Raw genomic sequence first — 26,226 nt, forward strand, 5'->3', positions numbered from 1 at the left:
AAAATGAAGATATTCAAGAATAAGCTGGCAGTAATAGTTATACTACTGTCAGTGTCCTTTTTGGGGTTAATTGGTTATTCAGTTCAAAAAGACAAGATGTCCATGGTGGAAAATGGTGTAGGAAGTGCTATAAACTCTGTTCAAGGTGTTGTTTATAAAATAGGTAGTAAAATAAAAAGTTCTTTTAGTTTAGTACTTAATATAGGAAATATAAAAAGTGAAAATGATGAGTTAAAAAAACAAAATGAGAAGTTGAAATTTAATGCTATTCAAAATGATATTTTAAGAAAAGAAAATGACAGACTTAGAGGCATGTTAAACTTTGCTGATGCAAATGGTCAGTATAATTATATAGGTGTAGATATTTTGGGTTTAGTTGGAAATAATTTTTTGGATGGATATGTAATCAATAAAGGCGAAAAAGATGGAATAGAAAAAGGTATGATTGCATTGGAAGGAGAAGGACTAGTTGGTCAAGTTACTAGCGTTGGTAGTAATTGGAGTATAGTTCAATCTATTTGTAATGAGAATATGGCTGTAGCAGGATATGTATTGAGCACTGAAGAAAGTAATGGTATTGTAAAGGGTTATAAGGGAAATGAAGATAAATTTCTTACGGAAATTACAGGACTTTCCTTAGATTCAAAAATTAAAGAAGGGGACACTATACTAACCTCTGGACTAGGTGGCATATATCCAAAAGGAATTAAAATAGGAGAAGTTCTAGAAATTTATGAGGATAGAGCAAAGGTTGTAAAGAGTGCAATTGTGAAGCCTGCAGTAGATTTTAATAAGGTAGAGCAACTTGTAATTATAGTGCCAAAGGAAAAAAGAGATGTTAAAAACTAATAATAAATTTAAAAAAATATTATATTTATTTTTAATAATCACCATTCTTTTTATTTTTGATAATACCATTATAACTTTTTTTGCTATTAAAAATATATATCCAAGCGTTCTTTTTGTATTTATAGTTTGTTATTCCATAATAAATGGATATGATGAAGCAACAATTATTGGTGTTATAACAGGGATTCTTCAAGATATTTATTTTCCGGGAGTCATGGGAATTAACATGTTAATAAACATGTTAATTTGTTTAATGGCAGCTAAAATTGGAAAAGGAATTTTTAAGGATAAGGTTATAATACCTATTTTTTCAACATTTCTACTAAGTTTACTAAAGAGTATTGCTATTTTTGCTATATTTATATTAATAGGAGCTAGTAATAATTTTTTACACTTAATCATATATAAAGCTATTTATGAGATGATAATAGCTTTACTGATATATAGGATTATACTTAAGTTTAGTGAAACCAAAACTATAAAAAAGGAATGGAGATTCTAAAAAAAGTATGAAAAAAAATAAAAGAATAATTAGAAATAAAAAGAATAAAAAAAGTTTTTCAAGATATAATTTATTTTATATAGCTATGGCAGTTATCTTCATTGGAATTACTTCAAGATTACTTTTTTTACAAATAGTAATGGTAGAGGATTATAGAGAAAGAGCAAATAGCAATAAATATAAAACAGTATCCGTTGCAGCAGCTAGAGGAGATATAGTAGATAGAAATGGTAAAGTTTTTGCCGAAAGTATACAAAATTATGTATTACAATTTAGTGAGACAGAAGAAAGTAAAAAGTATTTCTTTAAAACTATGTCTAGAGTTTTTGAAATATTAGATAAAAAGCAAATACCAGTCGTAGATGAATTTCCTATAATTATAAATAATGAAGGAAAACTAGAATATAACTTCAAAGCTACCGATGAATCAAGTAGGAAATGGCTAGAGCTTAGATTTAAAAAGGATAGAGGTTTTTTAGAGAAGATAGTAAAGAAAGAATATGGTGAGGGTAAGAAGGTTTCAGAGCTTACAGATGAACAAAAAAATTATATGGATGTTTTGTTATTACAGATAACTGCAGAAGAAGCCTATAAGAATTTAGAGAAAGATTATGGTGTAGATAGGTACTATGAGTTAACTCTTCATGAAAGAAGAAGATTTTTACTATTAAAAGATGCTATGAAGATGCAAAGTTTTTCAGGGTATAGCCCAGTAGTAATTGCAAATACATTAGATCAAGAAACTGCCTTTGTATTTGAGCAACTACAACCAGATATGCCAGGCATAATAGTTGATACTCAGCCTATGAGAGCTTATCCTAATGGAGAGTTGGGTTCTGCATTTCTAGGATACATGTCTCAAATTAACCCTTGGGAACAAGAAAAATATGAAGAAAAGGGTTATGATGTAAGTACTGATGACATAGGAAAAGCAGGTATTGAAGCAGCTTATGAATCCTATTTAAAGGGAACTAAGGGACAAGAGAGTATAGAAATTAATAAGCAGGGACGTAGAGTTAGAACTCTAGGACAGGTAGAAGCTTATCAAGGAAAAACTGTGCAATTAAATATTGATATGGATGTACAAAGAGCTGCAGAAAAGGCACTAGATGAAGTGATGACTAATCTTCAAAAGAGTGGAAAAAATTATTATGGAGATAGTACTAATGCCACTAGAGGAGCAGCTGTAGCCATAAGTACTAAGGGGGAAGTGTTAGCCCTTGTTAGTAAACCAGGCTTTGATCCTAATATATTCACAGACCCTGGAAAATTAACTACTGAATTGTCACAACAATACTTTAACCCAGATTTAGAAGCTATGGGAAAAGAGTATATTAAAAAAAGAGGTCTTGCAAATATAAAGGGCATTTTAACAGATAAGGAATTAACTTTAAGTTTAGCAGAAAGAGAACAACTATTGCTTGATAGAATGTTCCCAATAGATAAAAGTATACCAGGAAATACTACAAGAAGAGAAGATAGATATGATATATTCCCTAAACCTTTTTATAATTACGGAACATTATCATTAGTTCCACCAGGATCTACCTTTAAGCCAGTTACTGCTCTTGCAGGGTTAGAAGAAGGTGTTATTACTGGAGATACTGAGATTTTAGATGCTGGTGAATATGGAAAATACGGGTACAGGGGAGCTTGTTGGATATGGAATATGAATAAGCAACATGGGTCCCATGGTCGAATTAATGTTAAAGAAGCCTTAGAAGTTTCTTGTAACTATTTTTTCTTTGATGTGGCAGACCGCCTTTTTACAAAGGGTGGTGGAATGGAAAATACTAAAAATGCTTTAAATTTAATAGCAAAATATGGTTGGCAACTAGGACTAGGATTACCGCAAGGTAGCGATTTAAAAGCTTCTACAGGTATAGAAATTGAAGAAAATTTTGGTCAAATATATAATTATGAATCAAATAAAAATGTTCAAGCCAATACATTTATAAATCGAATGGCTGAAGACTTACAAAAGGGAATTAGCTCTATGAATGCAGCATCTCATTATAAGCCTTTTGACATTGTACAGCAAGAGGAAATTGGAACAGGTAAAGAATTAGAGCAAATAAAACTTACAAATTCTAAGAAAAAGGTTTTAGTGGATGCAATTAGAGAAGAAATAAAAAAAGAAGAGATGTCTACCTCTAATGATATCCTAGAAAGATTTAAACCTTTAATTCAAGATATAATTAATACTAATGAGACTATAAAAGCCTTAGGATATTCTGAAGATGATATAGAAAGTATTGCTGTAGCAATGTTCTATTGTGTAAATGATGCACATTCATATATTAAATCTCCAGCTAATGCCTATGATGCATCCATAGGTCAAGGTATGAATCAATTTACACCACTACAACTAGCTAGTTACCTTGCTACCCTTTTAAATGGTGGAGAAAGATATGAAGTAAAGTTGGTTGATAAAATCATTGATAGTAAGACTAAAGAAGTTATTGAAGATATAGAACCAAAACTTATAAGCAAAGCTAATTTCAATAAGGCAAATATTGAAATTATTAAAGAGGGAATGGGTAAGGTTACTCGAGGAGAAAATGGTACAACTTCAGCTGTATTTAGAGATTTTCCCATACGTACCGGAGGTAAAACTGGTACTTCTAACGTGGTAACTCAAACACTACAAGAATCACTAGGAAGAGATGCAGCTTCTGTATATGTAGGCTTTGCACCCTATGATAATCCAGAGATTGTAGTATGTTCTATAGTATTCGATGCTGCTCATGGTGATGGAACTATTGCCAAGGCAATGTTTGAAGCTTATTTTAAGGAACAGATATTAAAAACTAATCCTAATTATGAATTTAAATATAAATAAAAAAAATAACAAATGGATTACCATTTGTTATTTTTTTAAAGGAATATTGTTATATAATAAGTATTTCAACAAAAAAATTATTTTTTCTCAATATAAAGAAGGAATTTAGGCTCTATACGTTGAAATAGTAAGAATATCTCGATATGTGGAGGTTGCATATGCAAGATGATGGTATAAAATTTAAAGGCGAAAAAGATGGACTTAATTTAGTTGTAAATATTAAACTCTTTAGCTCTATAGAAAGCTTAATTGAAGCATTGAGAGTAAAGCTTCGAAAGGGTAGAAGGTTCTATAAGGGTGCCTCCATTAAAATAACTGTAGATATGAGGCAGTTGGAATCTAGAGATTTAAGAGCAATAAGAGACTTTTTATCAACGGAATTTATGATAAAGGATTGCTCCTTTATAAATTTAGAAGATAGTAATAAAAAGGTTTTTAATGGTATACATGAAGGAAAAACTAAATTTGTCAGAAAAACTATAAGAAGTGGTCAAAGATTTGAATATTCAGGAAACATAGTTATTGTAGGAGATGTTAATTCTGGAGCAGAGGTATATGCCGCAGGAAATATAGTGGTATTAGGCTCTGTTAAAGGTAGTGTGTATGCTGGGATTAATGGTAATAATGGTGCTATAATAGCAGCCTTTGCATTAACACCACAAATAATGCAAATTGCTGATCTTATCACTAGATCTCCAGAAGATATGGACAAACCTAGGTATCCAGAATTGGCAAGAATTAAAAATGGAAATATTGTTTTAGAACCATATTCAATAAATAAATATATTTAATCGGAGGTATTAGTAAATGGGAGAGGCTATAGTTATAACATCTGGGAAAGGTGGAGTAGGAAAAACTACTACTACAGCAAACATAGGTACAGCTTTAGCATCAATGGATAAAAAAGTAGTTGTTATCGATGGAGATACAGGATTAAGAAACTTAGATGTTCTCATGGGACTTGAAAATAGAGTGGTATTTACATTAGTTGATGTTATTGAAGAAAAGTGTAGATTGAAACAAGCACTTATAAAAGATAAGAGGTTTAACAATTTATTTCTTCTTCCAACAGCACAAACAAGAGATAAAAATGATGTAGATATAAATGAAATGTTAAGAGTGGTAACCCAGTTAAAACAAGAGTTTGATTATGTAATTTTAGACTGTCCTGCAGGTATTGAACAAGGTTTTGAGAATGCCATTGTAGGGGCAGACTGGGCTATTGTTGTTGTAAATCCAGAAATCACATCTGTCAGAGATGCAGATAGGGTTATTGGAAAATTAGATGCTAAAGGGATAGAAAGACAGGAACTTATAGTTAACAGAATGAACTTTGATATGGCTAAGAATGGGGAAATGTTGACTATAGAAGATATAAAGGAGTGTTTAGCTATTAAAGTTATAGGGGTAGTTCCAGATGATAGAAAAGTAACCATATCTACTAATAAAGGTGAGCCTATAGTGTTAGACAGTTCTGCTTATGCTGGTCAAGCCTTTAAGAATATAGGAAGTAGAATTTTAGGAGAAGAAGTACCATTCCTAGATTTTAATGAATTATACGGTCAAAAAGGATTTATGGGTGCAATAAAAAAATTATTTGGAGGAGGTAGAAATTAGATATGGACTTGTTTAAAATTTTTTCAAGCAAAGTATCTTCAAAGGATATTGCTGCAGATAGATTAAAACTTATTCTAGTCCATGATAGAGCTACCGTTTCGCCAGATTTTTTAGAGAATATTAAAATGGAGTTGCTTAAGACTATATCTAATTATGCAGAAATTGAAAGTGGAGAAGAAATTGAAATAAGAATAACTACTAGTGATGAATATGATGGGAATTCCCCAGCTTTAGTGGCTAGTATACCTATTAAAAAAGTTAAGAGAAGGTAATCAAAAAAGCTATGTTTTCATAGCTTTTTTTCCTTGTTATGATATAATAGGAACAGGTATGGAGGGAGATGCAAATGAATAAATTATTAGAAAAATTTAAAATTAATGATAAGTTAATTAAAAATATAGATTTTAGTATTTTAATTGTAGTATTTTTAATTGTAGCCTTTGGTATAGTTAATATTTACTCTGCCATTGGAGCTAAGTATGCCATGCTTCAATTTGCTTGGATGATTGTAGGTATGATAACTATATACTTCATATTAACTTTAGACTATGTTCAACTTTTAAATTATGCCCCTGTTATATATTGGGCAGCGGTTATACTTTTGCTTTTCAATGATATAACCGGTAAAGCGGTAAATGGAGCTAATGCATGGATTCAAATAGGAAATAGAGCCATTCAACCTGGAGAGTTTGCCAAAATAGGTATGATTCTTATGGTTGCAAAGGTTATAGAAGATGCTGAAGGGGATATAAATAATTTAAAAACATTTTTTAAGGTTTTATTTTATGCAGCAATTCCAGTGATACTAATTGTAATACAACCAGATATGGGACTTACCATGGTTTCATTTTTTATAATGTTAGGTATAGTGATTGTAGCAAACTTAAATTGGAAGGTCATAGTTGGAGGACTTACTGCATTAACAGCTGCTGTTGTAGGATTCTTTTATTCACCTTTTATGAAACCATATTGGAAATTAAGGTTTTTAGCAGTTATTAACCCGGAAGACTATGCACAAACAGAAGGGATGCAGTTAATTCAATCTAAAATAGCCATAGGTTCTGGTGGAATATTTGGTATGGGATTTATGAATGGAAAACAATATAAGTTTGTACCAGAAAACCATACAGACTTTATCTTTGCTGTATTAGGTGAAGAATGGGGATTAGTTGGCGCTCTAGTACTTATGATGTTATATGGAATACTTTTATGCAAACTTATAAATATAGCAAAGAACTCAAAAGATATAGCTGGAGGTATTATAGTGGTAGGTGTAATAGCATCTATACTATTTTCAATAATTCAAAATATCGGGATGACCATTGGATTACTTCCTATATCAGGTATAACATTACCTTTTGTTAGTTATGGTGGAAGTTCTATGTTAACTTATTTTATATCTTTAGGATTAGCTTTAAATATAGGTATGAGAAAGAATAAAATTAATTTTTAGGAGTGATTTAAATGAGAGTTGCATTGGTTGCACACGATAAAAAGAAGGATGACATCATTGATTTTGCTAAAAGATATAAGGATGTGCTAAAGGATCATGAACTTTATGCTACAGGCACTACAGGGAAACTTATAAATGAAATAGTTGGTCTTCCTATATATAGATTTTTATCAGGCCCCTTAGGCGGCGACCAACAAATAGGAGCAAGACTTGCAGAAGGAAATATGGATATGATAATTTTTTTAAGAGATCCTCTTACAGCTCAACCCCATGAACCTGATGTAACAGCCCTTATAAGACTCTCAGATGTTCACTGTATACCTCTTGCAACTAATATAGGTACAGCAGAAGTATTCATGAAGGCTTTAAAAAACAGATAATAAAATTAATAATAATATTAATAAAATAAGCTGTCTCAAGACAATTTGTCAATCTTTTTAAAATGTTGAATTTGTACTTTAATATAAGTCCATGATTAACATTATTTTAGGATTGGCATATACTGAGACAGCCTTTTTTTATTATGCTCTTATGAAAATAAATTTTCATACCCATCATAAAGTTAGTTTTTTTTAATATATATAAATTAGTAATAATAAATTATGGGGGGATATTTTATGGGAATTTATAATGAATATTATCAAAAATATTATTCTAATATGAAAAAACAAACAGGAACCAGTGAGTATAAACCTACAAAATATAGTGGAAATAGTACTAAAGGTAGTAACAATAAATTAAATAGTAGAAGAAATACCTTCCCCATTTATTTAAACATTTTTGGGAAAGGCTTTGCTAATATATTGATTATTCAATGCGTAATAGTTCTAGTTCTTCTAGCTGGACTATTTCTCGCTAGAACATATCCTAACAGTTACGTTAATAAGGTATATGATAAGAGTATAGCAATTATAAATAATGGTTTATTGAAGGAAAAAAATATTACTGTGGAAAATATAGTCCAAGCATTTAAAAAGAAAAATATATTGGATGTATTTAAGGAAGAAAAAATAACTGAAGTTTTTAATGAAGTAAAGTCTATGGTTAGTTTTGAAGAAAAGAAAGAAAATTATATAAAAGAAAACTATGTAAACCCCATAACCATAAAGGATAAAAATCAAATCACTATAAAAGATAATAGACTTTCTTTAAGCCTAACTAATGAAAGTGATATAAAGGCATCCTTTCCAGGAAAGGTAAAGAGTGTCACTGAAGGAAAAGAAATTACTTTAATCCTAGACTATGGTGATGGTATTGAGATGAAATATTATGGTCTAAGCGGTAGCAAAGTTAAAATTGGAGATGCTGTTGATACAGGAGAAGTTATCGGTACAGTTAAGGGAGATGAAGGCAATATATTAAGTATAGAAGTATTTTATATGGGAAATATTTTAAACCCAGAGAAATGCTTTAATTTTGAAACTATGATATAGCAAGATTATTAGGGGGAAATCATTGATACGAATAAGCAAATACTTAATACCCTATATAATTTTAATATTGATTATAGGATTTAAAAGTGAGTTAATTATAGGTTTTATAATCATAATCATCCATGAAATTATTCATTTAATAACAGCAAGAATATTAGGTTATTCAGGATTTTCTATAGATATATTACCAATAGGTACTACACTAAAATTAAAGGAGCTAGAAGAGGCAACTCCTAAGGAAGATATTATTATATCCTTAAGTGGTCCAATAGGGAATTTTTTAATTGCTTTAACTAGTTATTTTTTAGGCAGATATTTTTCTAATTCTAATTTTATTGAATTTTGCAATTATAATTTAGTTATAGGCATATTTAATCTTATACCAGCATTTCCTTTAGATGGAGGTCGTATATTAAGAGATATTCTTAATATTAAGCTCATATATAAAAAAGCTAATAAGATTGCGCTAAATATAAGTATAGTAATAGGATATATATTTGGAGCAATCTTTTTAATGGGATTATGCATGGAGCGACTGGTTTTAGATTTTGCCTTTTTTTCTATATTTATATTAATGATTTCCTATAAGGAAAAAGGGAGGATAGCTTATATAATAATGGGATATATCATCAAAAAAAAGGAAAAGCTAATAGGTAGAGGATACCTAGAAAATAAAAGTATTTCTGTTTATTACAAAATAAATATATTACAATTAATAGAATTAATAGATAAAAACAAGTATAATGTATTTACTGTACTTGATGATGAAATGAACATGATAGGAGTTTTATATGAAGAGGACATATTAAATGGAATTAAGGAATTGGGAAATATAACTCTTGAAGAACTTCTAGAAAGCTATGAAAAATAGTACAGTTACTTGAAATATTATATAGTTGTGCTAAAATGAAACTTAGCTTTAGCGGATGTAAAATCCTCTTAAGCTAAGTTAAATTAACTTAAGGAGGATACTCAATGAATAAAATTTCCGACGATATTTTGTATAGAGTTGAGAAACCAGCTAGATATATAGGTGGAGAATTAAACTCATATAATAAAGATAAAAACAGTGTAGATATTAGATATGCTTTTTGTTTCCCAGATGTTTATGAAGTGGCAATGTCCCACTTGGGAACAAAAATTCTATATCATCTTATGAATGAGAGAGAGGATACCTTCTGTGAAAGATGCTTTGCACCTTGGCCAGATATGGAAAAACTACTAAGAGAAAATAACATTCCACTAGGAACTCTTGAAACTAAGGATTCCCTTAGTGAATTTGATATTTTAGGATTCACTCTTCAATATGAAATGAGCTATACTAATATTTTAAATATGTTAGATATGTGTAATATACCAGTTAGAGCTTCAAAAAGGGGAGAAGAATATCCTATCATCATGATGGGAGGTCCTTGTGCTTATAACCCTGAGCCTTTATATGATATAGCTGATGTCTTCATATTAGGTGAAGGAGAAGAAGTTACCCATGATGTTTTAGATGTTTATAAGGAAATGAAGGGTAAATCAAAGGCTGAATATCTAAGAGCTATTTCAAAGATTCAAGGAGTTTATGTACCATCCCTTTATGACGTAAATTACAATGAAGATGGTACTATTAAGGACATGACTTCAAAGTATGAGGATGTACCTCAAACTGTTAAAAAGAGAATAATTTCAGATTTTAATGCTAGCAATTCTCCAGAAAAATTCATAGTTCCTTATACAGAAATTATTCATGATAGAATAGTTATAGAGACCTTTAGAGGCTGTACAAGGGGATGTAGATTCTGCCAAGCAGGAATGATATACAGACCAGTTAGAGAAAAAACCACAGAAAAGCTTATGGAAGAAATCGATGTTCTAGTAAAAAACACAGGTTATCAGGAGATTTCTCTAAGTTCCTTAAGTATTTGTGATTACTCTAATATCCAAAACTTAATATTTTCTTTAATTGAAAAGTATGGAGAAGAAAAAATAGGAGTATCTATACCATCAATTAGAATAGATGCCTTCTCTGTAGATTTAATAAAGGAGATACAAAAGGTAAGAAAGACAGGATTAACATTTGCTCCAGAAGCTGGAACTCAAAGGATGAGAGATGTAATAAACAAAGGGGTAACAGAAGAAGACCTATTAAGATCTGCTAGAAATGCCTTTGAATCAGGTTGGTCAACTATAAAGCTATACTTTGTTATAGGACTTCCTTACGAAACCGTAGAAGACGTAGAAGGAATTGCACATTTAGCAGAAAAGGTAGTAGAGGAATACTTCCATGTACCTAGGGATGTAAGAAAGAGGGGCTTAAGAGTTACAGTAAGTACTTCTATATTAGTACCAAAGCCATTTACACCTTTCCAATGGGCTCCAATGAATCAAGTGACTGAAGTGAGAGAAAAAATTTCAAGTCTTAGAGATGCTATAAAAAGTAAGGCTATTAACTACAATTGGCATGAATCGGCACTTAGCTACCTAGAAGCAGTATTTGCAAGGGGGGATAGAAAACTTTGTGATGTTCTAGTGAAGGCCTTCGAAAAGGGCACTAGGTTTGATGGGTGGAACGAGTACTTCAACTTTGAATTGTGGCAAGAAGCTTTTGAAGAATGTGGGGTAGATGGAGATTTCTATGCTTATAGAGAAAGAAGTTATGATGAAATCTTACCATGGGACTTCATTGATATAGGGGTAAGTAAAAGCTATCTAATAAGTGAAAATGAAAAAGCTAAAGAAATGGTTTTAACACCAGACTGTAGAGAGAGATGTACAGGATGTGGAATCAATACTAGCTTTAAGGAAAGGGAGTGCTTTCATGGTGCGTTATTTAATAAAATACACTAAAGAAAGTGAAATAAAGTTTTTATCTCATTTAGATTTAATGAGAACTATACAAAGAGTTATAAGAAGAGCAAAACTACCAATAGAGTATTCTAAGGGGTTTAATCCTCATATGAGCATATCTATAGCACAACCCCTATCAGTAGGGGTATATTCTACAGGAGAATACTTAGATGCAGTGTTTATTGAAGCATTTGATGAAAATGAAATTCTAAAGACTTTAAATGAAAATACAGTAGGTGGAGTTAAATTTTTATCCGTTACCAAGGTAGCCAGAAAAGAAGGACAGAAAAATCAACAAGCAATGGCTACCATAGATGCAGCTAAATATATAATAAAGTTTAAACTTCAGGATGAGTCTGCACTAGATATGGATTCTTTATTGGATTTAAGTCAATGGACAATTTTAAAGAAATCTAAATCAGGAGAAAAGGAAACAGATATTAAGCCTTTAGTTAAAGAGATAAAGTACTCCATAGATAATAAAATGTTAACTATAGAAGGACTTCTTAGTTGTGGAAGCAGAGAAAACCTATCAGCAAGTTTACTTAGTGAATTTATAAAAACTCATGTAAAGGGAATTAAGGAAGATGCCTTTGTTGATATAAAAAGAGTAGAAATGTATGCTTTTAAAGGAAAAGAACTACTTACACTTCAAGAGTATTTTGCACAGTACTAGGAGTTGATTTAATGAAAAAAATATTCATTGAAAGACAAAATACATTATTAAAGATTGCAGTGAAATATGGTGATATTCTTAAAGAGTGTTTTATAGAAGAAGATACAGAAGGACCTAAGGTAGGAGACATATATAGAGGTGTAATTAAAAATATAGTACCTTCTATTCATGGTGCTTTCATAGATATAGGTTATGAAAAAAATGGATATCTTTCCCTAGAAAAAAATCAGCATATAAACACCTTAAAAAAAGGTGATGAAGTTATGGTAGAGGTAGTAAAGGAAGAGATAGATAAAAAAGGCCCAAAGGTGACTAGAAACCTTTCCTTACCAGGAGCCTATGCAGTACTTACTAAAGAACATAGCCATATAGAAATTTCAAAAAAGATTAAAACACCAAATTTTAAAGAATTAATAGAAGAAGATATATCAAAACCTGAGAATGTTGGAATAATAATTAGAACAAAAGCAGAAAATATTGATATAAACATTTTAAAGGAAGAAATAAGTGAGTTAATACATAGATATGAAGAAATATGTAATAAGTTTACTTACTCATCTAAAGTAGGACCTCTTTATAAAGATAATGGGATTCTAAGTAGGGTCTTAAGAAATTATACTGAAGGTGGAGCTGAGATAGTAGTTGATAATTATGAAGATTACCTTTACTATGAAAAGTTAATTAAAGAAAAGCGCTTAGAAAATCTTCATCTAAGTTTTTATGAAGGAGCTTTATCCATATTTGATAATTATGGCATAGAAAAAGAAATTTTAGCGTTAAGACATAATAAAATTAACTTATCCAGTGGTGGTAACATTGTGTTAGAACGTACTGAAGCAATGAATGTGGTGGATGTAAATACGGCTAAAAACATAAAGCCATCCTTAAAGGAAAAAAATATTTTAGTAACTAATATGGAGGCTGCTAAGGAAGTAGTAAAACAGATAAGACTGAGAAATCTAGGTGGGATAATAGTAGTAGATTTTGTAGATATGAAATCTCATGAAGATAAAGCTGAAGTTTTAAAAGTTTTACAAGAAGAGTTTAAGGATGATAAGCATAATACTAAAATATATCCTTTCACAGAATTAAATTTAGTTCAGATAACTAGAAAAAAATATGGCAAATCCATATGTGATTATGTTTTTAATTCCTGTGTTTATTGTAAAGGTACAGGAGAAAAAGTATCTTTAGAATATATATTAAGCATTTTAAAAGGTAAAGTGAAAAAAATAAAATCAGAGCAGGGAATTAAAAATATCTATATAGAACTAGATAGAAACTATGAGAATGAAATAAACAATGATATTGTAACTTTTGTGGAGAAATTAGATGGGCTAGACTGTGATATTTTTATTAGATTTCAGGAAAATCTAGATAATTTTAAAGTTGAATCTTTAATTTTTCATAGCCAAATTGAAGCTATGCAAGAATTAAAAGTATTTTCTGCAAAAACTAGATATAAGTAATAATTTTGAAAAACATGGTAGTATTAGAGGTGATAGTCATCAATAAAAAAATACCATAAGTTGCTTTACAATCATCAGCGTATGTGTTAAAATGTCATTTGTAGACCGCACACATAAGGTTTTTAAACTAACTTATAAAATTTTGTAAAGAATTTGTAAGTTATACCTGAGATGGCGAGACTGGATTGAGGAGGTGTATTTAATGTACGCAGTTTTACTTACTGGAGGAAAGCAATACAGAGTTCAAGAGGGAGACGTTTTATTCGTTGAAAAACTTGAAGCTGAAGTTGATTCAACTGTAGAATTCGATAAAGTTTTAGCAGTTGGAAAAGAAGACGGTTTAGTAGTTGGAAAGCCTGTAGTTGAAGGAGCTAAAGTTGTTGCTAAAGTAGTAGCACAAGGAAAAGCTAAGAAAGTTATAGTTTTCAAATATAAGCCAAAGAAAGACTACAGAAAGAAACAAGGTCATAGACAACCATTTACTAAAGTTGTAATTGAGAAGATTGAAGCTTAATTATGATTAAGGTAACTTTCAAGAGAATAAAGAGCATGTTAGTATCATTTCATGTATATGGGCATGCTGAGTATTTTGATGTTAAGCAAAATACAACTGTTTATGATGATGTTGTTTGTGGTTCTGTAAGTAATTTAGCCCAGGTAACAATCTTAGGAGTGTTAGAGGTGCTAAAGTTAAAACCTACATATATCGCGGAAGAGGGAAATATAGCTTTAGATGTATCTAAGTTATCTCATGTGGAAATAGAAAGTACACAAGTCCTACTAGAAACGATGTTATTGGGATTAAAGAATTTAGAAATTAGTTATGGAAAATATATCAAAGTTGTAGTAGAGGAGGTGCAGTGATATGTTACTAATAAACCTTCAGTTATGTGCTCATAAAAAAGGAGTAGGTAGCTCTAAGAACGGTAGAGATAGTGAATCTAAGAGATTAGGGGTTAAACGTGCAGACGGACAATTTGTACTTGCAGGAAACATCCTTGTAAGACAAAGAGGAACAAAAATTCACCCAGGTACAAACGTTGGTATCGGTGGAGATGACACTCTTTTCGCTAAGGTTGATGGAGTTGTAAGATTTGAAAGAATGGGTAAAAGCAAGAAAAAAGCTAGTGTTTATCCAATCGATGTAGAAATTGCAATAGCTGAATAGTTAATTAAGCACCCGTAAGGGTGCTTTTTTATGACATAGGACAATTATTTACTCATAGGGCAATTATTTATTCTATGTTATAAAAAAACATCCCTAGGTGTTAATTAGTTTTAAAATAAAACATAGGTAAAATTATTATTTTTGTAAATAATAATAATATACTCATACTTAATTCGTAAAAATATCAAAGGATATTTTGTTAGGAAGGTGAAATAATAATGTTTATAGATACAGCCAAGATTTTTGTACAGTCCGGAGATGGTGGTAATGGTTCCATTCATTTTAGAAGAGAAAAATTTGCTCCACTAGGTGGACCAGATGGTGGAGATGGTGGAGACGGTGGAAGTGTCATATTAGTAGTAGATAGTAATATGACTACCCTATTAGATTTTTCTTATCACCGTAAATTCGTAGCTCCGAATGGAGGAAAGGGTGAAGGCTCTAAATGCTACGGAAGGGGTGGAGAAGATATTATTATCAGAGTTCCAATGGGAACTATAGTTAAAGACTTTGAAACAGATAAAGTTATGTGTGACTTAGCTCATGATGGCGATAAATTTGTAGTATGTAAAGGTGGAAAAGGCGGAAAAGGAAATGCAAAATTTTGTACTCCTACAAGACAGGCGCCAAACTTTGCAGAGCCAGGTATGCCAGGAGAAGAAAGATGGATTAAGTTAGAACTTAAACTTTTAGCAGATGTAGGACTTCTAGGATTCCCTAATGTAGGAAAATCAACACTTTTATCCATGGTATCTAAGGCTAGACCAAAGATAGCTAACTACCACTTTACTACTATAAAACCAAACCTTGGAGTAGTAGCTGTGAAGGGTATAGAACCTTTTGTTATTGCTGATATACCAGGTATCATAGAAGGAGCAGCAGAGGGAGTAGGATTAGGATTAGAGTTCTTAAGACATATAGAGAGAACTAGAATGCTTATTCATGTAGTTGATATTTCTGGAGTTGAAGGAAGAAATCCTATAGAAGACTTTAAAAGAATTAATGAAGAACTTAAAAAATATAGCATAAAGCTATGGGATAGACCACAGATAATTGCAGCAAATAAATCTGATATGCTCTATGATGAAGAAGTTTATGAAAACTTTAAAAAAGAATTACAAGCTATGGGCTATGATAAGATATATAAGATATCTGCAGCTACCAATGAAGGTGTAGATGATCTTATGAAGGCTGCAGCTGAAATGCTTAGCACAATTCCTGTTAAGGAATTAGAGATTTCAGAAGAGGATAAATTTATTCCTGAAGAAAAGAGATTTACATATGAAATAAATGAAGTCGAAGAAGGTATATTTGAGATTACAGGATCCTTTGTAGATAGATTATTAACTAGTGTAAATGTAAATGAGCCAGATTCATTAAGATACTTCCATAAAGTTTTAAGAAACAAAGGAATTATCGATGAGTTAAAGGATATGGGAATACAAGATGGTGACCTAGTAAGATTAAATGATTTTGAATTTGAGTTCTTATTATAAAATTAGGGGGAAATAAATAACATGATAACAACAAAACAAAGAAGCTATCTTAGATCTCTTGGAAGTCAATTAGCACCTATATTCCAAGTAGGAAAAGGTGGCATAGAAGAAAACTTTCTTAAGCAGATAGATGGGGCTCTAGAATCAAGAGAGCTAATCAAGATAAAAACTTTAAATAATAGTGGGATTACAGCAAGAGAAGCTTCAGAAATTTTATGTGAAGAATTAGGTTGTGAAGGAATTCAAGCTATAGGAAGTAAATTAGTTATCTATCGAAAATCTAAGAAAAATCCTAAAATAGAACTTCCTAAATAATATACATTTAATAGAGTTTTAGAAACCTTTAAATATATGTAACTTTTAAACAAGTATTCCAATTGCAGTTGGTAAAATACTTCATATATGGTATTATAATTTAAAGAGGTAATAGCATGAAAAAGGCGATTTTTGGAGGAACTTTTGATCCTATACATATAGGACATATTCATATAGCTTATGAAGCACTATATAATTTAAGCCTAGATGAAGTCATATTTATGCCAAATGGTCGACCGCCACATAAAAGGGCTAGGGCTGTGACAGAAGAGAAAATTAGGTATAAAATGGTTTATCAGGCCATAAAAGGTGAGAAAAAGTTCTCCATAAGTGATTTTGAGATAAAAAGTGACAGTTTAAGTTATACTTATAATACTCTAATGCAGTTTAACCATAGAGAACCTTATACTCAATGGTATTTCTTAGTTGGAGTAGATAGTTTAATGACTTTAAGGCAGTGGAAAAATATTCACATAATATTAGATAACTGCACTTTAGTTGTGTTTTCTAGAACTGGATATGCTATGGATGATGTATTAAAAATGAAAAAGGATTTAGAGAAAGAGTATGGCAAAGAGATAATCTTGTTAGAAATGTCTCTTTTAGATATATCATCTACAGAAATTAAAAAGAAAATTTCAGAAGATAAAATGGTTAATTACCTTCTTCCCCAAGGGGTAGAGGAGGTAATTAATCAATATAATTTATATAGAAATAAGGTGTAAGGTATGTGGCAGGAAAATAGAATAAAAGATTATATAAAAATTCATCTTACCAAGGAGAGATATAACCATAGTTTAGGTGTAATGAAAACTAGTGAAGACCTTGCAAAACATTATGGTATAAATCCTAATAAAGGTAGAATAGCTGGGCTTTGTCATGATTGTGCTAAAAATTTTTCTGCCAATGATTTAATTAATAAAGCAAGGAGTAATGGAATAATTATTTCAGATATATATTACAAATCTCCTCAGCTTTTACATGGTTTAATTGGAGCATACATATCAAAGGAAATGTTCCATGTGGAAGATGAAGATATTTTAAATGCAATAAAATATCATACTACAGGACGAGAAAATATGTCAACATTAGAAAAAATAGTTTATATTGCTGATTGTATAGAGCCTTCAAGAAATTTTAAAGGTGTGGAAGAATTAAGAACTTTAGCCTATGAGGATTTAGATAAAGCTCTTTTAAAATCCTTTGACGATACTATAATGTATATTTTATCTAGAAACTCAATAATGCATATAGATACCATTAAAGCTAGAAATTATTTGTTAGTTACTAAAAGAAACTGATATTACTAGGTAAAAATTATCTAATAATATATAATAATTTAATTTGGGGAGGCAAAAAAATGGATAAAATCATAATCAACACTGAAAAAGCACCTGCAGCTTTAGGACCATACTCACAGGCAGTAAAGGTAGGAAATTTACTATACACTTCAGGTCAATTACCAATAAATCAAGCTGGAGAATTAGTAAATGATGATATACAAAAGGCTACAGCTGTGTGCTTAGAAAATGTTAAAGCTATTCTTGAAGAGGCTGGTACGTCCTTAGATAAAGTTGTAAAAACTATGGTATTTATAAAGGATATGAATGACTTTGCAGCCATGAATGAAGTATATGGAAAGTATTTCAATGCAAATCCACCTGCAAGATCTTGTGTTCAACCAGGTAAATTACCAAAAGATGCTTTAATAGAAATAGAAGTAATAGCAATAGTAGAATAATTAAGTATATGATTAAGCCTCCTACACAAGGAGGCTTAAATATTTATAAATAGAGGTGACTAGAAGATGAGTTTTATTACATATAAGGTAGGAAAAGAAGGCCAGGATGTGAAGATAAGAGACTACATGAAGGAGAATTTAAATCTTTCCGGTAGATTCATTCGTGGTTCCGCTATGGATAGAAGATTAAGAGTAAATGGTAAGGAAGTAAAGCTTAACTATAAACTTCAAGAAGATGATGTTATTGAAGTTACTGTTAATGCAGAGGAAAGCCAAAATATAGAAGGTGAAGATTTAAACATAAAGGTTATTTATGAAGATGATGATCTATTAATAGTTGATAAGCCTCCTTTTATGGTAGTTCACCCAACTAAAAGTCATCCTATGGGAACCTTAGCCAATGGAGTTATTCATCATTTTAGAAGTAATAATGATAATTCAATAGTAAGATTAGTTAGTAGATTAGATAGAGATACTTCTGGACTTATTATGATAGCTAAAAATCAATTTTCTCACATGAATTTAGCAAAATCCATGGAGAAGAATTTAATTAAAAAGTCTTATTTAGCTATAATTCATGGAAACCTTGAAAATCAAGAAGGTACTATAGACTTACCTATAGGAAGATCTACAGATGAAACAATAAAAAGAGCAGTTTTAGAAGATGGTCAAAGAAGTATTACTCATTACAAGATAAAAGAGAGCTATAAAGAGGGAACTTTAGTAGAATTGGTCTTGGAGACTGGAAGAACCCATCAAATAAGGGTACACTTAAGCTATGTAGGATGTCCTATATATGGAGAACAACTCTATAGTGATTTTAATGATGAAGAATTAATAAGTCGTCAAGCTCTACATGCTTATGCCCTAACATTGCCACATCCTCGAAGTGGTGAGATTTTAAACTTTGAAAGTACTCTGCCAGAGGATATGACAAAGCTTATACATAACCTTCAATCCAAATAGAAAATTCATAGCCGGAGACCTAGCAGCTCTTTACTCCCATGTTGAAAAAGATAGGAGTATTAGAGTTGGAAGTCATGGGATAAAGAAATGGTGCTTCATTAGTTAATAATGCAGCACCATTTATATTTTGGTAAATTAATATTTATTTTTGTATGAATTATAAGAAGAGAAAAGTTTTTTTCGTTTTTTGGCTAATCTTCTTTTCTTAATAATATATATAATAGCCAATATTAGAAGAATAATTCCTAAAACTATTCCACCTATAATCATAAATAGATTTTTATAGCTTATAGTGTTATCTTTTGTAGTAACTAAATTTCCAACTACAGGAAGCACTTCTTCTTCGTAATCACTACCACTTAAAACCTCACTGGTATAGCTTTGATCATTATAATTGACTGCAACAGTAGTAATAGGCTCACCCTTATTAAAAAATTTATTACTAAGAGTATCCTTATTAATTACTATTGATGGCTTTTCTTTAGAACTATTATCCTTTGTATATAGTATGTTTTTATCAGCCAATAAAGGAATAATCGAACCATTAGTAGTTTCGTAAGTACCTATTTCTTCACCTTTTGAAAAAGCTTTTTCAGTGGAAAAGTTTTTAAAGGCCCAATCAAAAAGTTTAGGAGTTTCATCATAATAGGCTTTATTTTCATCAAATAATATTGCTATTATAAACTTGTTATCCCCTTTACAAGCAGAAGCTACAAAAGAATGACGAGATTCATCAGTATAGCCTGTTTTACCAGCAATGGCATCTGGATAATAGCATTCATAAGCATCGTGAAGTAGTCTATTATCGTTCCAAAGAGGTCTTTTTTCTTTAAAAATATTTGTAGGCTGTAAGAAGGTAGATTTAGTTTTAGATATTTCAATATATTTTTCGTGATTTAATAATTCTTTTTCCATAAGAGCTAAATCATAAGCTGTAGTTCTATGTTTATCATCATAAAGTCCATGAGGATTTACAAAGTTGGTATTTTTACAGCCCAGTTCCTTTGCACGTTGATTCATTAATACGGCAAACTCTTCAATGGAGCCAGAGATATGCTCTGCTAGAGCAGCAGCACAATCATTTGCAGAAACCATTATTACTGAATATAACATTTCTTCTACAGTCATCTTTTCTCCCACATCTACATAGATTTTTGAACCCTCAATGGTAGGAGGAAATTCACCTACAGTTACAACTTCATCTAGATCACAATTTTCTAGAGTTAGAAGTACTGTCATTAGTTTTGTTGTAGATGCTGGTGGATAAGGTTTATTTTCATCTTTACCATAGACCACTGCCCCAGTATTAGCATCCATAACTACCACGCTTTTACCAGTTATTGAAGGTGGGTCTGAGTATGCATATGCATTACCATAACTTAATATGGTTATAGCAAAAAATGATAATATGATAAATAATAGTTTTTTCATAGAAATCTCCTTACTATACATATTTAATTTTTATCTAGTAACTTTTTTAACACATAATACATAATTATATCAAAAAAAAGTTGGAAGTACGATAATAATTTATAAAAAATATGGATAAGATGTTAATTGAGAGGTGTATTAAAGTGAAATTAAAAGAAAAAATAATTGGAGCATTATCCATATTAATACTTAGTATTATATTTTTGGTAGCAGGATACATAATTAATCACAATAAAGAAGAAGAATATAAAGAGGTATTCCTTGATGAACAACAGTATTTTCAAAGCAAAAATTCAAAAGGTAATGGAGAAAATGAAAATACTGAGAATAAAGATAGTAATAAAGATAGTAATAAAAAAGATAGTGAAAATCAAGAAAATATAAATGATAATAAAATAGTTGTAGATATAAAAGGTGCAGTGAAAGCTCCTAAAGAATATGAATTAAAAGCAGGTTCTAGAGTAAGAGACTTAATTGAAATAGCAGGGGGACTGACACCAGAAGCAGATGAGGAAAAGATATATTTTTCTAAAATACTAGAAGATGAACAATGTATTAAAATATATAAAATAGGCGAAGAAGTATTAGATTCAGAAATTGAAGTTGAAGAACAGCAGGAAAAGGATACAGGAGCTGTAGATTCAAAAGGAAAAATAAATATAAATAAAGCAACGGTGGATGAACTAATGACCATTCCAGGTATTGGTCAAGTAAAAGCTCAAAGTATAGTAGATTACAGAAATGAAAATGGAAAATTTAAATCCGTAGATGAACTGACAAATATAACGGGTATAGGAGTAAAAACCTTAGAGAAATTGAGAGATAAGGTAGACATAAAATGAGTATTAGTATAGAATTATTAAAGAATTAGTATAATTTTTAATACTAAATAAAGTTAAATTTAATAAAAAATAGTGTTTGTTTTTATTATAAAATAAGGAGGTAAAACCATGTCAAAAAGATTAACAGAACTTTCAAAGACCTCTGGATGAGCAGCGAAAATAGGGCCGGAGACCCTTTCAAAAATACTAGACAAATTACCTAAAATGTCAAATGAAAACCTATTAGTAGGAATAGAAACTTCTGATGATGCAGCAGTTTACAAGCTAACAGAGGATATAGCAGCTATTCAAACCTTAGATTTCTTTACACCAGTGGTAGATGATCCTTATACCTTTGGAGCCATAGCAGCTGCAAATTCCCTAAGTGATGTTTATGCCATGGGAGGAAAGCCTACAGTAGCCATGAATATAGTTTGCTTTCCTAATTGCCTTAATATAGATATATTAGGAGAAATTTTAAAAGGTGGCGCTGATAAAGTCATAGAAGCAGGTGCCGTAGTGATTGGTGGACATACTGTTGAAGATGACGAACCTAAGTATGGGTTATCTGTTATGGGAATAGTACATCCTGAAAAGGTCCTTAAAAATCATGGTTGTAAGGTGGGAGACGTACTTATATTAACAAAGCCTATAGGTACAGGAATTGTTAATACAGCTATAAAGGCAGAAATAGCATCAAAGGAAGTATATGATGAAGCTGTAAAGGTTATGAGTACCTTAAATAAATATGCAGGTGAAATTATAGTAGATTACAACATAAATGCATGCACAGATGTTACTGGCTTTGGAATAATGGGTCACGGATATGAGATGGCATCAGCTTCTGATATCACTATAAAGTTATTTAAAGATAAAATTCCAGTGATTAAAGGTGCTAGAGAATATGCTGAGATGGGGTTAGTGCCTGCAGGAACCTATAACAATAAAGGATATTTAGATGGCAAGTATAAATTAGAGGATATTCCAGAATGGTTAGAGGATGCTTTATTTGATCCACAAACCTCAGGAGGTTTATTAATATCTACTCCTCAATATCAAGTTCAGTCTATGATGGAAAGATTAATGAAGTTAGATATAAAACCTGCTATTATTGGTGAAGTAATTGAAAAGGGTGAAGTACCCCTAGTGGTGGAATAGATAGTCATACATAAGTTGTATCTTATTAAAATGCATGGGAGAAGTAAAATGAATAAGGAATTATTAAGAAAATTACCTAAGATAGATGAACTTTTAAAACTTCAATCAGTAAATAAGTTAATAGAAGACAATTCTAGAACCATAGTTTTAGAATCCTTAAGGGAAGCCATAGAATTTTATAGAAATGGTATATTAAAAGGCAATGTAGATAGTTTAAATACAGAGCAAGTACTAGATTTTGCAGTTCATACTCTAGAAAGCAAAAACAAAATGCACCTAGAAAGGATGATAAATGCCACAGGAACTGTTATACATACTAATTTAGGTCGTTCACTTTTAGGAAAAAAAGCTATAGAAAATGTGATAACAGTGGCAGGTAGCTATAATAATTTAGAATATGACATAGAAAGTGGGAAAAGAGGTTCTAGATATTCTCACATAGAAGAAATTATTAAAAAGGTTACTGGAGCAGAAGCTGCCATGGTAGTAAATAACAATGCAGCAGCTATAATGTTAGTCCTAGATACCTTAGCAAAGGAAAAGGAAGTCATAGTTTCTAGAGGAGAACTAGTAGAAATAGGTGGCTCCTTTAGAATACCAGAGGTTATGAAGTTTAGTGGAGCTAAGCTAGTGGAAATAGGAACTACAAATAGAACTCATCTATATGATTATGAAAATAATATAAGAGAAAATACAGGAGTACTTTTAAAGGTTCATACCTCTAACTTTAAAGTTTTAGGCTTTACAGAAGGAGTGTCCTTAGAGCAGCTTGTAGAACTGGGAGAAAAGCATGAAATTCCGGTGGTAGAAGATATAGGTAGTGGAGTTCTTATAGACTTTGGTAAATATGGTTTTACCTATGAACCTACCGTGCAAGATAGCATAAAAAAAGGTATTGATGTAGTAACTTTTAGTGGAGATAAAATGCTAGGTGGTCCACAGGCGGGAATCATTGTTGGGAAAAAGAAATATATCGATAGAATGAAAAAGAATCAATTAACTAGGGCCCTAAGAGTTGACAAAATGACTTTAGCAGCCTTAGAAGGTACCTTAAAATATTATATAGATGAAAAAGAAGCTATAGATAACATTCCATCTTTAAATATGATTTTGATGCCTAAGGAAGAAGTTAAGAAAAAATGTATACTTCTAAAGAGAAAGCTACAAAGTAAGACTCAGGACTTTAAATTTTATATAGACAAAGGCGAATCCATGGTAGGTGGAGGGTCTATGCCTACAGAAAAAATTGAAACCTATGTAGTTAAAGTAACCAGTGAAAAATTTTCTCCGGAGGATATGGAGAGAAAACTTAGATTAGGGGAAACTCCACTAATAGCTAGGATTTATAATGATGAGCTAGTTTTAGATGGAAGAACCTTATTTAAAGAAGATTTTGATGAAATAGTACAATGTTTTAAGGCTATAGAGTAGATTAGATCAATCAGGTGGGTTACTACCTACCTGCTCTATTATAAAACAGATGCTTTGAAAGGATGAAGTAAAATAGATGAAGCATATAATTATAGGTACTGCTGGACATATTGACCATGGTAAAACTACCTTAATTAAAGCTCTTACAGGAAGGGAAACAGATACTCTACAAGAAGAAAAAAATAGAGGAATATCTATAAATTTAGGATTTACCTATTTTGACTTACCTTCAGGGAGAAGAGCAGGAATAATTGACGTACCAGGCCATGAAAAGTTCATTAAAAATATGTTGGCAGGAATAAGTAGTATAGATGTGGTGTTACTTGTAATAGCTGCCGATGAAGGAATAATGCCGCAAACCAGGGAACACTTTGAAATATTAAAACTTTTAAATATAAAAAAAGGCATAGTAGTATTAACCAAGTCAGATTTAGTGGAAGCTGATTGGTTAGATATGATAAAGGAAGACATAAAGGAAGAATTTAAGGATACTTTTTTAGAGGATGCACCTATTCACGCAGTATCCTCTAAGACTAAAATGGGTTTTGAAGAATTAATTGTAGATATAGATAAATTAACAGAAGAAGTAGAAGCAAAGGATACAGAAGGTCATTTTAGATTACCAGTAGATAGATCCTTTAGTATAAGTGGTTTTGGTACAGTGGTAACTGGAACTATAATAAGTGGAAAGGTATCCCTAGGTGATACCGTGGAGATATATCCAGGTAAGGTTAAGGCCAAGGTTAGAGGAATAAGAGTACATGATGTGCCTTCAGAACTTGGAGAAGCAGGACAGCGTTGTGCCATAAATCTTGCCAATATTAAGGTGTCAGAGGTACAAAGAGGTAATGTGGTAGCTAAGGAAGATATTATGGAGCCCTCTTTAATCATAGATTGTAAGTTGTACCATATAAAAACCGCTGAAAAGTCTATAGTAAATAGACAAAGGGTAAGGCTATATCATGGTACAGAAGAAATAATCTGTAGAATTATACCTTTAGATAAAGAAGAAATTAAACCTGGACAGTGGGCTTACGTTCAACTGAGATTAGAAAAGCCTATTACAGTTCAAAGAAATGACCGCTACATCATAAGAAGCTATTCTCCTATGAATACCATAGCAGGAGGTATAATAATAGAGCCTAATGCTAAAAAATCTAAGAAGGTTACTGCTGAGTATTTAGAAGAATTAAAATTAAAAGAAAGTGGTAAATCTACTAATATTTTAGAAAATACAGTGAAAAATTTAAGCGATACCTATCCAGATTCTTTAGCTATATTAAAGAGTCTTGGTAAAAACATGGATAACATAGAAGAGGAATTAAAAGCTTTAGAAGATCAAGAAACCATAATAAGACTAGGAGGACAGGATAATAGCATATTCATCCATAAAGATTTCTTAAAGGATAAAACAAAAGAATTAAAGGCACTCATAGAAGATTTCCATAAAAAGAATCCATTAAAATTTGGAATGTCTAAGGAAGAAGCTAAAAATAAAATATTTACTAAAAAATTAAAACAAAAGAATTATGATGAGATATTAAACATGTTAGTAGAAAAGAAAACATTAAAAGTAAGTGAAAAGTTTATAGCTTTATATGATTTTAATGTAACCTTGAATAAAGAACAAGAAAGAATGAAAAACTTTATAATAAATGAATATAAAAGGTTAAAGTTTACCCCTCCTAAATATGTAGACTTATGCCAAGGGGAAAAAGATAGAGCTGGATTTAAGATGGTATATGAACTTCTAATAGATAAGGAAATTTTAATTAAATTAAATGAAGACTGCACTCTTCTTAAGGAAGATTATGAAGAAGCTAAGAATAAGGTAAGAAATTATATCCTTGAAAATGGCTCTATATCAGCAGCTACCGCTAAAGAAATTTTTGAAAGTAACAGAAAATATACCATTGCTATCCTAGAACATCTAGATAGTATAAAATTCACTAAACGTGTAGAAAATGATAGAGTAATGTATTAATAGTGAAAAAAATCAAGTATTGATGGTTTTAATACTTGA

The 26,226-nt window shown here is 31.0% G+C and carries 27 protein-coding genes; 26 read left to right on the forward strand and 1 reads right to left on the reverse strand.

The genetic code is table 11. From position 1 onward, the window contains the following. The first annotated feature begins 3 nt into the window (after window positions 1–3). From mreC to B3B03_RS03545, 22 genes are all read left to right on the forward strand, one after another. Complete coding sequence (gene mreC, locus B3B03_RS03440; protein WP_346848384.1) at window positions 4–849, forward strand: rod shape-determining protein MreC; 846 nt, start codon at window positions 4–6, stop codon at window positions 847–849. Next, window positions 836–1,351 (forward strand): rod shape-determining protein MreD, encoded by a 516-nt coding sequence (mreD, locus tag B3B03_RS03445; protein WP_346848385.1) that lies wholly within the window; start codon window positions 836–838, stop codon window positions 1,349–1,351. The genes mreC and mreD overlap by 14 nt, the downstream gene beginning before the upstream one ends. 7 nt (window positions 1,352–1,358) lie before the next feature. After that, a complete protein-coding gene (locus B3B03_RS03450) occupies window positions 1,359–4,193 on the forward strand; it encodes a penicillin-binding transpeptidase domain-containing protein (protein ID WP_346876480.1) in 2,835 nt (944 codons plus the stop codon). 158 nt (window positions 4,194–4,351) lie between these two features. Beyond that, window positions 4,352–4,984: a septum site-determining protein MinC gene (gene minC, locus B3B03_RS03455; RefSeq protein ID WP_346848387.1), complete on the forward strand. Its 633-nt coding sequence runs from the start codon at window positions 4,352–4,354 to the stop codon at window positions 4,982–4,984. 16 nt (window positions 4,985–5,000) lie between these two features. Further along, a complete protein-coding gene (gene minD, locus B3B03_RS03460; RefSeq protein WP_346848388.1) occupies window positions 5,001–5,810 on the forward strand; it encodes a septum site-determining protein MinD in 810 nt (269 codons plus the stop codon). Window positions 5,811–5,812: 2 nt separating this feature from the next. After that, entirely contained in the window at window positions 5,813–6,082 is a 270-nt protein-coding gene (minE, locus tag B3B03_RS03465) for a cell division topological specificity factor MinE (protein ID WP_150843815.1), read from the forward strand. Between the two features lie 74 nt (window positions 6,083–6,156). Beyond that, window positions 6,157–7,263 carry a rod shape-determining protein RodA gene (gene rodA / locus B3B03_RS03470; RefSeq protein WP_346848389.1) on the forward strand — a complete coding sequence of 369 codons (1,107 nt, stop codon included), beginning with the start codon at window positions 6,157–6,159 and terminating at the stop codon, window positions 7,261–7,263. Window positions 7,264–7,274: 11 nt separating this feature from the next. Then, window positions 7,275–7,643 (forward strand): methylglyoxal synthase, encoded by a 369-nt coding sequence (gene mgsA / locus B3B03_RS03475; protein WP_035128787.1) that lies wholly within the window; start codon window positions 7,275–7,277, stop codon window positions 7,641–7,643. Between the two features lie 237 nt (window positions 7,644–7,880). Further along, a complete protein-coding gene (locus tag B3B03_RS03480) occupies window positions 7,881–8,696 on the forward strand; it encodes a M23 family metallopeptidase (protein WP_346876481.1) in 816 nt (271 codons plus the stop codon). A gap of 22 nt (window positions 8,697–8,718) precedes the next feature. Continuing rightward, complete coding sequence (locus B3B03_RS03485; protein WP_346848391.1) at window positions 8,719–9,567, forward strand: site-2 protease family protein; 849 nt, start codon at window positions 8,719–8,721, stop codon at window positions 9,565–9,567. A gap of 104 nt (window positions 9,568–9,671) precedes the next feature. Then, entirely contained in the window at window positions 9,672–11,531 is a 1,860-nt protein-coding gene (locus B3B03_RS03490) for a TIGR03960 family B12-binding radical SAM protein (RefSeq protein ID WP_346876482.1), read from the forward strand. Continuing rightward, window positions 11,503–12,207: a TIGR03936 family radical SAM-associated protein gene (locus B3B03_RS03495; RefSeq protein WP_346876483.1), complete on the forward strand. Its 705-nt coding sequence runs from the start codon at window positions 11,503–11,505 to the stop codon at window positions 12,205–12,207. The genes B3B03_RS03490 and B3B03_RS03495 overlap by 29 nt, the downstream gene beginning before the upstream one ends. A gap of 11 nt (window positions 12,208–12,218) precedes the next feature. After that, window positions 12,219–13,676, forward strand: coding sequence for an Rne/Rng family ribonuclease (locus B3B03_RS03500; protein ID WP_346876484.1), 1,458 nt, complete (start codon window positions 12,219–12,221; stop codon window positions 13,674–13,676). 202 nt (window positions 13,677–13,878) lie between these two features. After that, a complete protein-coding gene (gene rplU, locus B3B03_RS03505; RefSeq protein ID WP_035128800.1) occupies window positions 13,879–14,190 on the forward strand; it encodes a 50S ribosomal protein L21 in 312 nt (103 codons plus the stop codon). A gap of 2 nt (window positions 14,191–14,192) precedes the next feature. Further along, on the forward strand, window positions 14,193–14,540 hold the full coding sequence (locus B3B03_RS03510) for a ribosomal-processing cysteine protease Prp (RefSeq protein WP_346876485.1): 348 nt from the start codon (window positions 14,193–14,195) through the stop codon (window positions 14,538–14,540). 1 nt (window position 14,541) lies between these two features. Beyond that, a complete protein-coding gene (gene rpmA, locus B3B03_RS03515; RefSeq protein WP_346848395.1) occupies window positions 14,542–14,844 on the forward strand; it encodes a 50S ribosomal protein L27 in 303 nt (100 codons plus the stop codon). Window positions 14,845–15,062: 218 nt separating this feature from the next. Continuing rightward, the gene (gene obgE / locus B3B03_RS03520; RefSeq protein WP_346848396.1) at window positions 15,063–16,340 is read left to right on the forward strand and encodes a GTPase ObgE; all 1,278 of its coding nucleotides are present in this window, start codon (window positions 15,063–15,065) and stop codon (window positions 16,338–16,340) included. A gap of 21 nt (window positions 16,341–16,361) precedes the next feature. Further along, window positions 16,362–16,655: a ribosome assembly RNA-binding protein YhbY gene (gene yhbY, locus B3B03_RS03525; RefSeq protein WP_035128811.1), complete on the forward strand. Its 294-nt coding sequence runs from the start codon at window positions 16,362–16,364 to the stop codon at window positions 16,653–16,655. Window positions 16,656–16,771: 116 nt separating this feature from the next. Further along, the gene (gene nadD, locus B3B03_RS03530; protein ID WP_346848397.1) at window positions 16,772–17,380 is read left to right on the forward strand and encodes a nicotinate-nucleotide adenylyltransferase; all 609 of its coding nucleotides are present in this window, start codon (window positions 16,772–16,774) and stop codon (window positions 17,378–17,380) included. A 3-nt stretch (window positions 17,381–17,383) separates the two neighbouring features. Further along, window positions 17,384–17,956: a bis(5'-nucleosyl)-tetraphosphatase (symmetrical) YqeK gene (yqeK, locus tag B3B03_RS03535; protein ID WP_346876486.1), complete on the forward strand. Its 573-nt coding sequence runs from the start codon at window positions 17,384–17,386 to the stop codon at window positions 17,954–17,956. Window positions 17,957–18,015: 59 nt separating this feature from the next. Beyond that, on the forward strand, window positions 18,016–18,396 hold the full coding sequence (locus B3B03_RS03540) for a RidA family protein (protein ID WP_035128819.1): 381 nt from the start codon (window positions 18,016–18,018) through the stop codon (window positions 18,394–18,396). 66 nt (window positions 18,397–18,462) lie between these two features. Continuing rightward, window positions 18,463–19,362 carry an RluA family pseudouridine synthase gene (locus B3B03_RS03545; RefSeq protein WP_346876487.1) on the forward strand — a complete coding sequence of 300 codons (900 nt, stop codon included), beginning with the start codon at window positions 18,463–18,465 and terminating at the stop codon, window positions 19,360–19,362. A 135-nt stretch (window positions 19,363–19,497) separates the two neighbouring features. Here B3B03_RS03545 and B3B03_RS03550 read toward each other — a convergent pair whose 3' ends face one another. Continuing rightward, a complete protein-coding gene (locus B3B03_RS03550; RefSeq protein WP_346876488.1) occupies window positions 19,498–20,793 on the reverse strand; it encodes a D-alanyl-D-alanine carboxypeptidase family protein in 1,296 nt (431 codons plus the stop codon). A 143-nt stretch (window positions 20,794–20,936) separates the two neighbouring features. Between B3B03_RS03550 and B3B03_RS03555 the strand changes: the two genes are divergently transcribed. The 4 genes from B3B03_RS03555 to selB all read left to right on the forward strand — a co-directional run bounded on the left by B3B03_RS03555 (window position 20,937) and on the right by selB (window position 26,187). Beyond that, a complete protein-coding gene (locus tag B3B03_RS03555) occupies window positions 20,937–21,635 on the forward strand; it encodes a helix-hairpin-helix domain-containing protein (protein WP_346876489.1) in 699 nt (232 codons plus the stop codon). A 108-nt stretch (window positions 21,636–21,743) separates the two neighbouring features. Beyond that, the gene (selD, locus tag B3B03_RS03560) at window positions 21,744–22,772 is read left to right on the forward strand and encodes a selenide, water dikinase SelD (RefSeq protein ID WP_346876490.1); all 1,029 of its coding nucleotides are present in this window, start codon (window positions 21,744–21,746) and stop codon (window positions 22,770–22,772) included. Between the two features lie 48 nt (window positions 22,773–22,820). After that, on the forward strand, window positions 22,821–24,203 hold the full coding sequence (selA, locus tag B3B03_RS03565; RefSeq protein WP_346876491.1) for an L-seryl-tRNA(Sec) selenium transferase: 1,383 nt from the start codon (window positions 22,821–22,823) through the stop codon (window positions 24,201–24,203). Between the two features lie 76 nt (window positions 24,204–24,279). Beyond that, a complete protein-coding gene (gene selB, locus B3B03_RS03570; RefSeq protein ID WP_346876492.1) occupies window positions 24,280–26,187 on the forward strand; it encodes a selenocysteine-specific translation elongation factor in 1,908 nt (635 codons plus the stop codon). Window positions 26,188–26,226 lie beyond the last annotated feature (39 nt).

Source organism: Clostridium sp. UBA5712 (assembly GCF_002419845.1).
GTDB lineage: Bacteria > Bacillota > Clostridia > Clostridiales > Clostridiaceae > Clostridium_J > Clostridium_J sulfidigenes.

Bases quoted from the DNA above. Each gene is read 5' to 3' on its own strand.
- mreC (WP_346848384.1), top strand. From the start codon at position 4: ATGAAGATATTCAAGAATAAGCTGGCAGTAATAGTTATACTACTGTCA.
- mreD (WP_346848385.1), top strand. From the start codon at position 836: ATGTTAAAAACTAATAATAAATTTAAAAAAATATTATATTTATTTTTA.
- B3B03_RS03450 (WP_346876480.1), top strand. From the start codon at position 1,359: ATGAAAAAAAATAAAAGAATAATTAGAAATAAAAAGAATAAAAAAAGT.
- minC (WP_346848387.1), top strand. From the start codon at position 4,352: ATGCAAGATGATGGTATAAAATTTAAAGGCGAAAAAGATGGACTTAAT.
- minD (WP_346848388.1), top strand. From the start codon at position 5,001: ATGGGAGAGGCTATAGTTATAACATCTGGGAAAGGTGGAGTAGGAAAA.
- minE (WP_150843815.1), top strand. From the start codon at position 5,813: ATGGACTTGTTTAAAATTTTTTCAAGCAAAGTATCTTCAAAGGATATT.
- rodA (WP_346848389.1), top strand. From the start codon at position 6,157: ATGAATAAATTATTAGAAAAATTTAAAATTAATGATAAGTTAATTAAA.
- mgsA (WP_035128787.1), top strand. From the start codon at position 7,275: ATGAGAGTTGCATTGGTTGCACACGATAAAAAGAAGGATGACATCATT.
- B3B03_RS03480 (WP_346876481.1), top strand. From the start codon at position 7,881: ATGGGAATTTATAATGAATATTATCAAAAATATTATTCTAATATGAAA.
- B3B03_RS03490 (WP_346876482.1), top strand. From the start codon at position 9,672: ATGAATAAAATTTCCGACGATATTTTGTATAGAGTTGAGAAACCAGCT.
- B3B03_RS03495 (WP_346876483.1), top strand. From the start codon at position 11,503: ATGGTGCGTTATTTAATAAAATACACTAAAGAAAGTGAAATAAAGTTT.
- B3B03_RS03500 (WP_346876484.1), top strand. From the start codon at position 12,219: ATGAAAAAAATATTCATTGAAAGACAAAATACATTATTAAAGATTGCA.
- rplU (WP_035128800.1), top strand. From the start codon at position 13,879: ATGTACGCAGTTTTACTTACTGGAGGAAAGCAATACAGAGTTCAAGAG.
- B3B03_RS03510 (WP_346876485.1), top strand. From the start codon at position 14,193: ATGATTAAGGTAACTTTCAAGAGAATAAAGAGCATGTTAGTATCATTT.
- rpmA (WP_346848395.1), top strand. From the start codon at position 14,542: ATGTTACTAATAAACCTTCAGTTATGTGCTCATAAAAAAGGAGTAGGT.
- obgE (WP_346848396.1), top strand. From the start codon at position 15,063: ATGTTTATAGATACAGCCAAGATTTTTGTACAGTCCGGAGATGGTGGT.
- yhbY (WP_035128811.1), top strand. From the start codon at position 16,362: ATGATAACAACAAAACAAAGAAGCTATCTTAGATCTCTTGGAAGTCAA.
- nadD (WP_346848397.1), top strand. From the start codon at position 16,772: ATGAAAAAGGCGATTTTTGGAGGAACTTTTGATCCTATACATATAGGA.
- yqeK (WP_346876486.1), top strand. From the start codon at position 17,384: ATGTGGCAGGAAAATAGAATAAAAGATTATATAAAAATTCATCTTACC.
- B3B03_RS03540 (WP_035128819.1), top strand. From the start codon at position 18,016: ATGGATAAAATCATAATCAACACTGAAAAAGCACCTGCAGCTTTAGGA.
- B3B03_RS03545 (WP_346876487.1), top strand. From the start codon at position 18,463: ATGAGTTTTATTACATATAAGGTAGGAAAAGAAGGCCAGGATGTGAAG.
- B3B03_RS03550 (WP_346876488.1), bottom strand. From the start codon at position 20,793: ATGAAAAAACTATTATTTATCATATTATCATTTTTTGCTATAACCATA.
- selA (WP_346876491.1), top strand. From the start codon at position 22,821: ATGAATAAGGAATTATTAAGAAAATTACCTAAGATAGATGAACTTTTA.
- selB (WP_346876492.1), top strand. From the start codon at position 24,280: ATGAAGCATATAATTATAGGTACTGCTGGACATATTGACCATGGTAAA.